This window comes from Bacillus sp. 204(2023), assembly GCF_037027505.1.
GTDB classification, from domain to species: Bacteria; Bacillota; Bacilli; order Bacillales; family Bacillaceae; genus Bacillus; species Bacillus subtilis.
In genome coordinates, this window is the sequence record NZ_JAXCHE010000003.1 from 202,329 (window position 1) to 217,780 (window position 15,452).

Genomic DNA, 15,452 nt, shown 5'->3' on the forward strand with positions numbered 1-15,452 from the left:
GTGGCATATGAGCAAAAAATCGATTCAAAAGGTGTACGCACTGACACCAATGCAGGAGGGAATGCTGTATCATGCGATGCTTGATCCGCATTCTTCCTCGTACTTCACACAATTAGAGCTTGGGATTCACGGCGCTTTTGATCTTGAAATCTTTGAGAAAAGCGTCAATGAACTGATTCGGTCATACGATATTCTCCGTACGGTATTTGTGCATCAGCAGCTGCAAAAACCGCGTCAGGTCGTGTTAGCGGAACGCAAAACAAAGGTGCATTATGAGGATATCAGTCATGCAGACGAGAACCGCCAGAAAGAGCACATTGAGCGTTACAAACAAGACGTTCAGCGCCAAGGCTTTAACCTGGCAAAAGACATATTGTTCAAGGTAGCGGTTTTCCGCCTTGATGCAGATCAGCTGTATCTTGTCTGGAGCAATCATCATATTATGATGGACGGCTGGAGCATGGGCGTCCTCATGAAAAGCCTCTTCCAAAACTATGAAGCGCTCAGAGCAGGCAGGACACCGGCAAACGGTCAGGGCAAGCCTTATTCCGATTACATCAAGTGGCTTGGAAAACAGGACAATGAAGAAGCGGAGAGCTACTGGAGCGAGCGCTTGGCGGGTTTTGAACAGCCAAGCGTGCTCCCGGGCCGCCTGCCTGTGAAAAAAGACGAATACGTCAATAAAGAATATTCATTTACATGGGACGAAACACTGGTTGCCCGCATTCAGAAAACCGCAAACCTTCATCAAGTGACAGGGCCTAACCTATTTCAGGCTGTTTGGGGCATTGTTCTCAGCAAATATAACTTTACGGATGATGTTGTCTTCGGAACGGTCGTCTCGGGACGACCGTCTGAAATCAACGGAATCGAAACGATGGCGGGGCTGTTTATCAACACCATTCCAGTGCGGGTGAAAGTTGAACGAGATGCTGCATTCGCTGATATTTTCACAGCTGTTCAGCAGCATGCAGTAGAGGCAGAGCGTTACGATTACGTGCCGCTCTATGAGATTCAAAAACGCTCAGCCCTTGATGGCAATCTCTTAAACCATCTGGTCGCGTTTGAAAATTATCCGCTTGATCAAGAGCTTGAAAACGGCAGCATGGAAGACCGCCTCGGATTTTCGATTAAGGTAGAAAGCGCATTTGAACAAACAAGCTTCGATTTCAACCTGATTGTGTATCCGGGCAAAACGTGGACCGTCAAAATTAAATATAACGGAGCCGCCTTTGATTCCGCTTTTATCGAACGGACAGCGGAGCACCTTACCCGCATGATGGAAGCAGCTGTCGATCAGCCGGCCGCTTTTGTGCGTGAGTACGGGCTTGTGGGAGACGAAGAGCAGCGGCAAATTGTCGAGGTGTTTAACAGCACGAAAGCCGAACTCCCTGAAGGAATGGCTGTTCACCAAGTGTTTGAAGAGCAAGCGAAACGGACGCCGGCGAGCACTGCCGTCGTATATGAAGGAACCGAGCTGACGTACCGCGAGCTGAATGCAACGGCTAACCGTCTGGCGAGAAAGCTTGTCGAACAAGGGCTTCAAAAAGGGGAAACAGCAGCGATTATGAACGATCGATCAGTAGAAACTGTTGTCGGCATGCTGGCTGTGTTAAAAGCAGGCGCCGCATATGTGCCGCTTGATCCAGCGCTTCCGGGGGATCGTCTTCGTTTCATGGCAGAGGACAGCTCCGTTCGAATGGTTTTGACCGGAAATTCTTATACAGGGCAGGCACATCAGCTGCAGGTGCCGGTTCTTACACTGGACATAGGCTTTGAAGAGAGTGAAGAGGCTGACAATCTCAACCTGCCATCCGCCCCGTCTGATTTGGCGTACATCATGTACACATCCGGTTCAACGGGCAAACCAAAAGGCGTCATGATCGAACATAAAAGCATTCTGCGCCTCGTCAAAAATGCCGGGTACGTTCCTGTTACTGAAGAGGACCGCATGGCGCAAACGGGAGCTGTCAGCTTTGATGCCGGAACGTTTGAAGTGTTCGGCGCACTGCTGAATGGCGCAGCGCTTTATCCGGTCAAAAAAGAGACGCTGCTTGATGCGAAACAATTTGCTGCATTCCTGCGTGAGCAAAGCATCACAACCATGTGGCTGACATCACCTTTATTCAACCAGCTTGCAGCAAAGGATGCGGGTATGTTCGGCACACTGCGCCATTTAATCATCGGCGGAGACGCCCTTGTCCCGCATATTGTCAGCAAAGTAAAACAGGCATCGCCGTCGCTTTCATTGTGGAACGGATACGGCCCGACAGAAAACACGACGTTTTCAACCAGTTTTCTGATCGACCGCGAGTATGGCGGCTCTATCCCAATCGGGAAGCCGATCGGAAATTCCACTGCCTACATCCTGGATGAGCAGCAATGCCTGCAGCCAATCGGCGCGCCTGGTGAGCTTTGCGTAGGCGGAATCGGTGTAGCGCGTGGGTATGTCAATCTCCCTGAGCTGACAGAGAAGCAATTTCTCGAAGATCCGTTCAGACCTGGTGAGAGAATTTATCGCACTGGTGACTTGGCAAGATGGCTGCCGGACGGCAATATCGAATTTTTAGGCAGAATCGACAACCAAGTGAAGGTGCGCGGCTTCCGAATTGAGCTTGGCGAAATTGAAACAAAACTGAACATGGCTGCGCATGTGACAGAGGCTGCGGTGATCATCCGCAAGAACAAAGCGGATGAAAATGAAATTTGCGCGTACTTCACGGCGGATCGTGAAGTGGCTGTGGGCGAGCTGAGAAAAACACTGTCTCAGTCTTTGCCTGACTATATGGTCCCTGCCCACCTGATTCAAATGGACAGCCTGCCGCTCACGCCAAACGGGAAAATCAACAAAAAGGAACTGCCTGCACCGCAATCAGAAGCCGTGCAGCCGGAATACGCAGCACCAGAAACAGAGAGTGAAAAGAAATTAGCGGAGATCTGGGAAGGAATACTCGGCGTCAGAGCAGGCGTTACCGATAACTTCTTTATGATCGGCGGCCATTCTTTGAAAGCGATGATGATGACGGCGAAAATTCAAGAGCATTTTCATAAGGAAGTTCCGATAAAAGTGCTTTTTGAAAAGCCGACTATTCAAGAACTGGCACTGTATTTGGAAGAGAACGAAAGCAAGGAGGAGCAGACGTTTGAACCGATCAGGCAAGCATCTTATCAGCAGCATTATCCTGTATCCCCGGCCCAGCGGAGAATGTATATCCTCAATCAGCTTGGACAAGCAAACACAAGCTACAACGTCCCCGCTGTACTTCTGCTGGAGGGAGAAGTAGATAAAGCCCGGCTTGAAAACGCGATTCAGCAATTAATCAACCGGCACGAAATCCTCCGTACATCGTTTGACATGATCGACGGAGAGGTTGTGCAAACCGTTCATAAAAACATATCGTTCCAGCTGGCGGCTGCCAAGGGACGGGAAGAAGACGCGGAAGAGATAATCAAAGCATTTGTTCAGCCGTTTGAATTAAACCGCGCGCCGCTCGTCCGTTCGAAGCTTGTCCAGCTGGAAGAAAAACGCCACCTGCTGCTCATTGATATGCATCATATTATTACTGACGGAAGTTCAACAGGCATTCTAATCGGTGATCTTGCCAAAATATATCAAGGCGCAGATCTGGAACTGCCACAAATTCACTATAAAGATTACGCAGTTTGGCACAAAGAACAAACTAATTATCAAAAAGATGAGGAATACTGGCTCGATGTCTTTAAAGGCGAACTGCCAATACTGGATCTTCCCGCGGATTTCGAGCGGCCAGCTGAACGGAGCTTTGCGGGAGAGCGCGTGATGTTTGGGCTTGATAAGCAAATCACGGCTCAAATCAAATCGCTCATGGCAGAAACAGATACGACAATGTACATGTTTTTGCTGGCGGCGTTCAATGTACTCCTTTCCAAGTACGCGTCACAGGATGATATCATTGTCGGCTCGCCGACAGCTGGCAGAACACATCCTGATCTGCAAGGTGTGCCGGGTATGTTTGTCAACACGGTGGCACTCAGAACGGCACCAGCGGGGGATAAAACCTTCGCGCAATTCCTTGAAGAGGTCAAAACAGCCAGCCTTCAAGCATTCGAGCACCAGAGCTATCCGCTTGAGGAGCTGATTGAAAAGCTTCCGCTTACAAGGGATACAAGCAGAAGTCCGCTGTTCAGCGTGATGTTCAACATGCAGAATATGGAGATTCCTTCATTAAGATTAGGAGATTTGAAGATTTCCTCGTATTCTATGCTTCATCATGTTGCGAAATTTGATCTTTCCTTGGAAGCGGTCGAGCGTGAAGAGGATATCGGCCTAAGCTTTGACTATGCGACTGCCTTGTTTAAGGACGAGACGATCCGCCGCTGGAGCCGCCACTTTGTCAATATCATCAAAGCGGCCGCGGCTAATCCAAACGTTCGGCTGTCTGATGTAGATCTGCTTTCATCTGCAGAAACGGCTGCTTTGCTAGAAGAAAGACATATGACTCAAATTACCGAAGCAACCTTTGCAGCTCTTTTTGAAAAACAGGCCCAGCAAACACCTGACCATCCTGCGGTGAAGGCTGGCGGAAATCTGCTGACCTATCGCGAGCTTGATGAACAGGCGAACCAGCTGGCGCATCATCTTCGTGCCCAAGGGGCCGGAAATGAAGACATCGTCGCGATTGTTATGGACCGGTCAGCTGAGGTTATGGTATCGATTCTCGGTGTCATGAAGGCGGGGGCAGCTTTCCTTCCGATTGATCCTGATACACCTGAAGAACGAATCCGTTATTCATTAGAGGACAGCGGAGCAAAATTTGCGGTCGTGAATGAAAGAAACATGACGGCTATTGGCCAATATGAAGGGACAATCGTCAGCCTTGATGACGGTAAATGGAGAAATGAAAGCAAGGAGCGCCCATCATCCATTTCCGGGTCTCGCAATCTTGCATACGTCATTTATACGTCCGGTACGACCGGAAAGCCAAAGGGCGTGCAGATTGAGCATCGCAATCTGACAAACTATGTCTCTTGGTTTAGTGAAGAGGCGAGCCTGACGGAAAATGATAAGACTGTATTGCTTTCATCTTACGCATTTGACCTTGGCTATACGAGCATGTTCCCCGTACTTCTGGGCGGGGGCGAGCTCCATATCGTCCAGAAGGAAACCTATACGGCGCCGGATGAAATAGCGCACTATATCAAGGAGCATGGGATCACTTATATCAAACTGACACCGTCTCTGTTCCATACAATAGTGAACACCGCCAGTTTTGCAAAAGATGCGAACTTTGAATCCTTGCGCTTGATCGTCTTGGGAGGAGAAAAAATCATCCCGACTGATGTTCTCGCCTTCCGTAAGATGTATGGACATACCGAATTTATCAATCACTACGGCCCGACAGAAGCAACGATCGGCGCCATCGCCGGGCGGGTTGATCTGTCTGAGCCGGATGCATTTGCGAAACGCCCGACAATCGGACGGCCGATTGCGAATGCCGGCGCGCTTGTCTTAAATGAAGCATTGAAGCTTGTGCCGCCGGGAGCGAGCGGACAGCTCTATATCACGGGACAGGGGCTTGCGAGAGGGTATCTCAACAGGCCTCAGCTGACAGCCGAGAGATTTGTAGAAAATCCATATTCGCCGGGAAGCCTCATGTACAAAACTGGAGATGTCGTACGAAGACTTTCTGACGGTACGCTTGCATTTATCGGCCGGGCTGATGATCAGGTGAAAATCCGAGGCTACCGCATTGAGCCGAAAGAAATTGAAACGGTCATGCTCAGCCTCAGCGGAATTCAAGAAGCGGTTGTATTAGCGGTTTCCGAGGGCGGTCTTCAAGAGCTTTGCGCGTATTATACGTCGGATCAAGCTCTTGAAAAAGCAGAGCTCCGGTACCAGCTTTCCCTAACACTGCCGTCTCATATGATTCCTGCTTTCATTGTGCAGGTTGACGCGATTCCGCTGACGGCAAACGGAAAAACCGACAGAAACGCTTTGCCGAAGCCGAACGCGGCACAATCCGGAGGCAAGGCCTTGGCCGCACCGGAGACAGCGCTTGAAGAAAGCTTATGCCGCATTTGGCAGAAAACGCTTGGCATAGAGGCCATCGGCATTGACGACAATTTTTTCGATTTAGGCGGCCATTCATTAAAAGGGATGATGCTGATTGCCAACATTCAGGCGGAATTGGAGAAAAGCGTACCGCTTAAAGCACTGTTCGAGCAGCCGACTGTTCGCCAGCTGGCGGCTTATATGGAGACGTCTGCTGTTTCAGGCGGCCATCAAGTCCTCAAACCGGCTAACAAGCAGGCTATGTATCCATTGTCATCCGCACAGAAACGGATGTACGTGCTCAATCAGCTTGACCGCCAGACGATAAGCTACAACATGCCATCTGTTCTGCTAATGGAAGGAGAGCTTGATATTTCGCGCCTGCGCGATTCACTCAATCAGCTTGTGAACCGTCACGAATCATTGCGGACGTCATTTATGGAAGCTAATGGTGAGCCTGTTCAGCGCATCATTGAGAAGGCGGAGGTTGATCTTCATGTGTTTGAAGCCAAAGAAGACGAAGCGGACCAAAAGATTAAGGAATTTATCCGGCCATTCGACTTAAACGACGCACCGCTCATTCGCGCAGCTTTGCTTCGAATAGAAGCGAAAAAACATTTGCTGCTTTTAGATATGCATCATATCATCGCAGACGGCGTCTCAAGAGGCATTTTTGTAAAAGAATTGGCGCTGCTTTACAAAGGAGAGCAGCTTCCGCAGCCGGCGCTTCATTATAAAGATTTCGCCGTTTGGCAAAATGAAGCTGAGCAAAAAGAACGGATGAAGGAGCATGAGGCGTACTGGATGTCAGTTCTTTCAGGCGAGCTGCCAGAGCTTGATCTCCCGCTCGATTATGCCCGTCCGCCTGTGCAAAGCTTTAAAGGTGATACGATCCGTTTCCGTACGGGAAGTGAGACGGCAAAGGCGGTAGAAAAATTGCTTGCGGAAACCGGAACGACCTTGCACATGGTGCTCCATGCTGTTTTCCACGTCTTTTTAAGCAAAATTTCCGGACAGCGGGATATCGTCATCGGCTCCGTTACTGCCGGCCGGACGAATGCTGATGTTCAGGACATGCCGGGAATGTTCGTCAATACACTTGCCCTGAGAATGGAAGCGAAAGAACAGCAAACATTTGCGGAGCTTTTGGAGCAAGCAAAGCAGACGAACCTATCAGCGCTTGAGCATCAGGAGTATCCGTTTGAAGATCTGGTTAATCAGCTTGATCTCCCTCGGGATATGAGCCGAAACCCATTGTTTAATGTGATGGTGACGACAGAAAACCCTGATAAAGAACAGCTTACATTGCAAAATCTGAGCATTTCACCTTATGAGGCTCATCAGGGAACTTCTAAGTTTGATCTGACACTGGGCGGATTTACTGAAGAAAATGGCATTGGCTTGCAGCTCGAATATGCGACAGATCTGTTCGCGAAAGAAACAGCTGAAAAATGGAGCGAATACGTTCTGCGGCTACTAAAGGCTGTTGCGGATAACCCGAACCAGCCGCTTTCCAGCCTGTCACTGGTCACCGAGACAGAAAAACAAGCGCTTCTTAAGGCATGGAAGGGCAAATCGCTGCCTGTGCCAACAGACAAAACGGTTCATCAGCTATTCGAAGAGACTGTCCAGCGCCACAAAGACCGCCCGGCTGTCACATATAACGGCCAGTCTTGGACGTACGGCGAGCTGAATGCGAAGGCAAATCGTCTTGCGCGGATTCTGATGGACTGCGGCATCAGCCCGGATGACCGCGTCGGCGTTCTCACGAAGCCGTCGCTTGAAATGTCCGCCGCGGTGCTCGGCGTCTTGAAGGCGGGAGCGGCGTTTGTGCCGATTGATCCTGACTATCCGGATCAGCGGATTGAATATATTTTACAGGACAGCGGCGCGAAGCTTCTCTTGAAGCAAGAGGGGATTTCAGTGCCGGACAGCTATACGGGAGATGTCATTCTTCTCGACGGAAGCCGCACGATTCTAAGCCTGCCGCTTGATGAAAACGACGAGGGAAATCCAGAAACCGCTGTAACCGCGGAGAACTTGGCGTACATGATTTACACGTCTGGAACGACCGGACAGCCGAAGGGTGTCATGGTCGAGCACCATGCGCTTGTGAACCTGTGCTTCTGGCACCACGACGCGTTCAGCATGACAGCGGAGGACCGCAGTGCGAAGTACGCGGGCTTTGGATTTGACGCTTCCATTTGGGAGATATTCCCGACCTGGACGATCGGTGCTGAGCTTCACGTCATTGATGAAGCGATCCGCCTCGATATCGTCCGCCTGAACGATTATTTTGAAACGAACGGCATAACGATCACGTTCCTGCCGACACAGCTTGCGGAACAGTTCATGGAGCTTGAGAACACATCACTTCGCGTATTGCTCACAGGCGGAGACAAGCTGAAGCGCGCAGTGAAAAAGCCGTACACACTCGTCAACAACTACGGGCCGACAGAGAATACGGTCGTTGCCACAAGCACAGAAATCCATCCGGAGGAAGGCTCACTTTCCATCGGACGGGCCATCGCCAATACGAGAGTATACATTCTCGGCGAGGGCAATCAGGTGCAGCCGGAAGGCGTAGCCGGAGAGCTTTGCGTGGCGGGGCGCGGACTGGCACGCGGCTATCTGAATCGAGAAGACGAAACCGCGAAGCGGTTTGTCGCTGATCCGTTTGTGCCGGGTGAGCGCATGTACCGCACCGGCGATTTGGTGAAATGGACGGGCGGCGGCATCGAATACATCGGCCGGATCGACCAGCAGGTCAAGGTCCGCGGCTACCGGATCGAGCTCTCAGAAATTGAAGTCCAGCTCGCCCAGCTTTCTGAGGTGCAGGATGCGGCGGTGACAGCTGTCAAAGATAAAGGAGGCAACACAGCGATCGCGGCGTATGTCACACCGGAAACAGCTGACATAGAAGCACTGAAATCAGCACTGAAGGAAACCCTGCCGGATTACATGATCCCGGTGTTCTGGGTGACGCTGAACGAGCTTCCGGTTACGGCAAACGGCAAAGTCGACCGCAAAGCCTTGCCTGAGCCGGACATCGAAGCGGGAAGCGGAGAATACAAAGCGCCGACGACCGACATGGAAGAGCTGCTTGCCGGCATCTGGCAGGACGTGCTTGGAATGTCTGAAGTCGGTGTCACCGACAATTTCTTCTCGCTTGGCGGAGATTCCATCAAAGGAATTCAAATGGCGAGCCGCTTGAATCAGCACGGCTGGAAGCTGGAAATGAAAGATCTCTTCCAGCATCCGACGATCGAAGAGCTTACCCAATATGTAGAGCGTGCCGAAGGCAAACAGGCAGACCAAGGCCCGGTGGAGGGCGAAGTCATCCTGACGCCGATCCAGCGCTGGTTCTTTGAAAAGAACTTCACGAACAAGCACCACTGGAACCAATCGGTGATGCTTCACGCCAAGAAGGGATTTGATCCTGAACGGGTGGAGAAAACATTGCAGGCGCTGATCGAGCATCATGACGCACTCCGTATGGTTTACCGTGAGGAAAACGGGGACATCATTCAGGCGTATCAACCGATCGGTGAGAGCAAGGTCAGCTTCGAAATCGTGGATTTGTACGGCTCCGATGAAGAGATGCTGAGAAGCCAGATTAAGATTCTCGCGAACAAGCTGCAAGGCAGTCTCGATCTGCAAAACGGGCCGCTTCTAAAGGCGGAGCAATATCGCACAGAAGCTGGAGATCACCTGCTCATTGCTGTACATCATCTCGTGGTCGACGGTGTGTCATGGCGGATTTTGCTTGAAGATTTTGCCTCAGGCTACATGCAGGCTGAGAAAGAAGAGAGCCTTGTCTTCCCGCAAAAAACAAACTCCTTCAAGGACTGGGCGGAAGAACTGGCGGCATTCAGCCAATCAGCGCATCTTTTACAGCAGGCTGAATACTGGTCGCAAATTGCCGCTGAACAGGTTTCTCCTTTACCGAAGGATTGTGAAACAGAGCAGCGGATCGTCAAGGATACATCATCCGTCCTATGTGAATTAACGGAAGAAGACACTAAGCATCTTTTAACAGATGTTCATCAGCCATATGGAACTGAAATCAACGATATTCTTCTCAGCGCGCTCGGTTTGACAATGAAAGAATGGACAAAGGGTGCCAAAATTGGCATTAACCTTGAGGGACACGGCCGGGAGGACATCATCCCGAATGTGAATATCTCCAGAACAGTCGGCTGGTTTACGGCACAATACCCTGTTGTGCTCGACATGTCTGAAGCAGATGCCTCAGCTGTGATCAAAACAGTCAAAGAAAACCTGCGCCGCATTCCGGACAAAGGTGTTGGCTACGGCATTCTTCGTTATTTCACAGAAACAGCGGAAACAAAGGGCTTCACACCGGAGATCAGCTTCAACTATTTGGGCCAATTCGACAGTGAAGTCAAAACCGATTTCTTTGAACCGTCCGCTTTCGATATGGGGCGCCAAGTAAGCGAGGAATCAGAAGCGCTGTACGCATTAAGCTTCAGCGGCATGATCAGAAACGGCCGGTTTGTGCTTTCCTGCTCCTACAATGAGAAGGAGTTTGAAAGAGCTACAGTCGAGGAGCAAATGGAACGGTTTAAAGAAAACCTCCTGATGCTAATCCGCCATTGCACGGAAAAAGAAGACAAGGAATTCACACCAAGCGACTTTAGCGCCGAAGACCTTGAAATGGACGAGATGGGAGATATCTTTGACATGCTTGAGGAGAATTTAAAATAAAACACAAGGGAATTACAGAAGGCGGGAGCGAAACATATGAGTCAATTTAGCAAGGATCAGGTTCAAGATATGTATTACCTATCGCCGATGCAGGAAGGGATGCTTTTTCATGCCATCCTGAATCCCGGCCAAAGCTTTTACCTTGAACAAATCACGATGAAAGTAAAAGGCAGCTTGAATATCAAATGTCTTGAAGAAAGCATGAATGTGATCATGGACCGGTACGATGTATTTCGTACCGTGTTCATTCACGAAAAAGTAAAAAGACCTGTCCAAGTCGTATTGAAAAAACGGCAGTTCCATATAGAAGAAATCGATCTGACACACTTAACGGGCAGCGAGCAAACAGCCAAAATCAATGAGTACAAAGAACAGGATAAGATCAGGGGTTTTGATTTGACGCGGGATATTCCGATGCGGGCAGCCATTTTCAAGAAAGCTGAAGAAAGCTTTGAATGGGTGTGGAGCTACCACCACATTATTTTGGACGGATGGTGCTTCGGCATCGTCGTACAGGATCTATTTAAGGTATACAATGCTCTGCGCGAACAAAAGCCGTACAGCCTGCCGCCCGTCAAACCGTATAAAGACTACATCAAGTGGCTTGAAAAGCAGGATAAACAAGCATCACTGCGTTACTGGCGCGAATATTTAGAGGGCTTTGAAGGACAAACGACGTTTGCGGAGCAAAGAAAGAAACAAAAGGACGGCTATGAGCCGAAAGAGCTGCTCTTTTCACTGTCGGAGGCGGAAACAAAGGCCTTTACCGAGCTTGCAAAATCGCAGCATACCACTTTGAGTACGGCGCTGCAGGCAGTCTGGAGCGTATTGATCAGCCGCTATCAGCAGTCTGGCGATTTGGCCTTCGGTACAGTTGTTTCAGGGCGTCCCGCGGAAATCAAAGGCGTTGAACATATGGTCGGGCTGTTTATCAACGTTGTCCCGAGACGTGTGAAGCTGTCTGAGGGTATCACATTTAACGGCTTGCTCAAGCAGCTGCAGGAGCAATCGCTGCAGTCTGAGCCGCACCAATATGTGCCGCTTTATGACATCCAAAGCCAGGCCGATCAGCCGAAACTGATTGACCACATCATTGTTTTTGAGAACTATCCGCTTCAGGATGCGAAAAATGAAGAAAGCAGTGAAAACGGCTTTGATATGGTGGATGTTCATGTTTTTGAGAAGTCGAATTATGATCTCAACCTGATGGCTTCCCCTGGAGATGAGATGCTGATTAAGCTTGCCTATAATGAGAATGTGTTTGATGAGGCGTTTATCCTGCGCTTGAAATCTCAGCTTCTCACAGCAATTCAGCAGCTCATCCAGAATCCGGATCAGCCTGTCAGCACGATCAACCTCGTTGACGACAGGGAGAGAGAATTTTTGCTAACCGGCTTAAACCCGCCGGCTCAAGCTCATGAAACAAAGCCTCTGACGGATTGGTTCAAGGAAGCAGTGAATGTCAATCCGGATGCGCCGGCGCTTACGTATTCCGGCCAGACCCTGTCTTATCGCGAATTAGATGAGGAAACGAACCGCCTTGCACGCCGGCTGCAAAAACACGGTGCGGGCAAAGGCTCTGTTGTAGCGCTGTACACGAAGCGCTCACTTGAACTGGTGATCGGCATTCTCGGTGTATTAAAGGCGGGAGCAGCCTATCTGCCGGTTGATCCGAAGCTGCCAGAGGACCGAATCTCGTATATGCTGGCTGACAGTGCGGCAGCCTGTCTTCTGACGCATCAGGAGATGAAAGAACAAGCGGCTGAGCTGCCGTATACAGGCACAACGCTCTTCATTGATGATCAAACACGGTTTGAAGAACAGGCAAGCGATCCTGCAACCGCGATTGATCCTAATGATCCGGCATATATCATGTACACGTCCGGCACAACCGGAAAGCCAAAGGGCAATATCACCACTCATGCCAATATTCAAGGATTGGTCAAGCATGTAGACTACATGGCATTCTCTGAGAAAGATACATTCTTATCTGTTTCCAATTACGCCTTTGACGCATTTACCTTTGATTTCTATGCTACTATGCTGAATGCGGCACGGCTCATTATCGCAGATGAACATACGCTGCTTGATACAGAACGGCTCACAGATCTGATCCTGCAAGAGAATGTCAATGTCATGTTTGCGACAACCGCACTATTTAATCTTCTCACAGATGTGGGAGAGGATTGGATGAAGGGACTACGCTGTATATTATTCGGCGGAGAGCGCGCCTCAGTGCCTCATGTCAGAAAAGCGCTGCGGGTCATGGGGCCGGGCAAGCTGATTAACTGCTACGGGCCGACTGAGGGAACAGTGTTTGCGACTGCTCACGTCGTGCATGATATACCGGATTCCATCTCCTCATTGCCGATTGGAAAGCCGATCAGCAATGCCAGTGTTTATATTCTGAACGAGCAAAGCCAGCTCCAGCCATTCGGGGCGATCGGTGAACTGTGCATCAGCGGAATGGGCGTGTCAAAAGGATATGTAAATCGTGCTGACCTCACGAAGGAAAAGTTTATTAAGAACCCGTTCAAGCCGGGAGAAACGCTTTACCGCACAGGGGATTTAGCACGCTGGTTGCCGGATGGAACGATTGAATACGCCGGCCGTATTGACGACCAGGTCAAAATACGCGGACACCGGATTGAGCTTGAAGAAATCGAAAAGCAGCTGCAGGAATACCCAGGTGTGAAAGATGCGGTCGTTGTGGCGGACCGCCCTGAGTCTGGCGATGCATCAATCAACGCATACCTTGTGAACCGAACGCAGCTTTCAGCTGAAGACGTGAAGGCGCACCTGAAAAAACAGCTTCCTGCTTACATGGTGCCGCAAACCTTTACCTTCTTGGATGAGCTTCCTTTAACGACGAACGGGAAAGTCAATAAACGGCTGCTCCCAAAACCTGATCAGGATCAGCTGGCGGAAGAATGGATTGGACCGCGGAACGAGATGGAGGAAACAATCGCACAAATCTGGTCTGAGGTTCTCGGCAGAAAGCAAATTGGCATTCATGACGATTTCTTTGCGCTCGGAGGGCATTCCTTGAAGGCCATGACCGCCGCTTCCCGCATCAAGAAAGAGCTTGAGATTGATCTTCCAGTAAAGCTTTTGTTTGAAGCGCCGACGATCGCCGGCATTTCAGCGTATGTGAAGAACGGGGGCCCTGATGGCTTGCAGGATGTAACGATAATGAATCAGGATCAGGAGCAGATCATTTTCGCATTCCCGCCGGTCTTGGGCTATGGCCTTATGTACCAAAATCTGTCCAGCCGCTTGCCGTCATACAAGCTGTACGCCTTTGATTTTATTGAGGAGGAAGACCGGCTTGACCGCTATGCGGATTTGATCCAGAAGCTGCAGCCGGAAGGGCCTTTAACATTGTTTGGATATTCAGCGGGATGCAGCCTGGCGTTTGAAGCTGCCAAAAAGCTTGAGGAACAAGGCCGTATTGTTCAGCGGATCATCATGGTGGATTCCTATAAAAAACAAGGTGTCAGTGATCTGGACGGACGCACGGTTGAAAGTGATGTCGAAGCGTTGATGAATGTCAATCGGGACAATGAAGCGCTCAACAGCGAAGCCGTCAAACATGGCCTCAAGCAAAAAACACATGCCTTTTACTCATACTACGTCAACCTGATCAGCACAGGCCAGGTGAAAGCAGATATTGATCTGTTGACTTCCGGCGCTGATTTTGACATGCCGGAATGGCTTGCATCATGGGAAGAAGCTACAACAGGTGCTTACCGTATGAAAAGAGGCTTCGGAACACACGCAGAAATGCTGCAGGGCGAAACGCTAGATAGGAATGCGGGGATTTTGCTCGAATTTCTTAATACACAAACCGTAACGGTTTCATAAATGAAGTGATGAAAGGAGGAGACAGCCAATGAGCCAACTCTTCAAATCATTTGATGCGTCGGAAAAAACGCAGCTCATCTGTTTTCCGTTTGCCGGCGGCTACTCAGCGTCGTTTCGCCCTCTCCATGCTTTTTTGCAGGGAGAGTGCGAGATGCTCGCTGCCGAGCCGCCGGGACACGGCACGAATCAAACGTCAGCCATTGAGGATCTCGAAGAGCTGACGGATTTGTACAAGCAAGAACTGAACCTTCGCCCTCATCGGCCGTTTGTGCTGTTCGGACACAGTATGGGCGGAATGATCACCTTCAGGCTGGCGCAAAAGCTTGAGCGTGAAGGCGTCTTTCCGCAGGCGGTTATCATTTCTGCAATCCAGCCGCCTCATACTCAGCGGAAGAAAGTGTCCCACCTGCCTGATGATCAGTTTCTCGATCATATTATCCAATTAGGCGGAATGCCCGCAGAGCTTGTTGAAAATAAGGAGGTCATGTCCTTTTTCCTGCCTTCTTTCCGATCAGATTACCGGGCTCTTGAACAATTTGAGCTTCACGATCTGACTCCGATCCAGTCGCCTGTTCATGTCTTTAACGGGCTTGATGATAAAAAATGCATACGAGATGCGGAGGGCTGGAAGAAGTGGGCAAAAGACATCACATTCCATCAATTTGACGGCGGGCACATGTTCCTGCTGTCACAAACGGAAGAAGTCGCAGAACGGATTTTTGCGATCTTGAATCAGCATCCGATCATTCAACCATGATCAAAAGCGGACAGCTTCGGCTGTTCCGCTTTTTTGTGTTGAATGCCAATTTTTGCATGGTATAATAGTCGA

Annotated in this window: 3 protein-coding genes; all 3 read left to right on the forward strand. The window is 50.0% G+C overall.

Annotated features, from left to right (window positions below):
* Positions 1 to 7: 7 nt before the first annotated feature.
* Genes srfAB through srfAD form a run of 3 tightly spaced genes read left to right on the forward strand, consistent with a single transcriptional unit; the run spans position 8 to position 15,380 of the window.
* Positions 8 to 10,759 (forward strand): surfactin non-ribosomal peptide synthetase SrfAB, encoded by a 10,752-nt coding sequence (srfAB, locus tag WA279_RS20855; RefSeq protein WP_442894662.1) that lies wholly within the window; start codon positions 8 to 10, stop codon positions 10,757 to 10,759.
* Positions 10,760 to 10,795: 36 nt separating this feature from the next.
* Positions 10,796 to 14,623, forward strand: coding sequence for a surfactin non-ribosomal peptide synthetase SrfAC (srfAC, locus tag WA279_RS08310; protein ID WP_336155012.1), 3,828 nt, complete (start codon positions 10,796 to 10,798; stop codon positions 14,621 to 14,623).
* Positions 14,624 to 14,651: 28 nt separating this feature from the next.
* Positions 14,652 to 15,380, forward strand: coding sequence for a surfactin biosynthesis thioesterase SrfAD (srfAD, locus tag WA279_RS08315; RefSeq protein ID WP_336155013.1), 729 nt, complete (start codon positions 14,652 to 14,654; stop codon positions 15,378 to 15,380).
* The last annotated feature ends 72 nt before the right edge of the window (positions 15,381 to 15,452 follow it).

Coding starts and splice junctions, on each gene's coding strand:
- srfAC (WP_336155012.1), top strand. CDS start 10,796: ATGAGTCAATTTAGCAAGGATCAGGTTCAAGATATGTATTACCTATCG.
- srfAD (WP_336155013.1), top strand. CDS start 14,652: ATGAGCCAACTCTTCAAATCATTTGATGCGTCGGAAAAAACGCAGCTC.
- srfAB (WP_442894662.1), top strand. CDS start 8: ATGAGCAAAAAATCGATTCAAAAGGTGTACGCACTGACACCAATGCAG.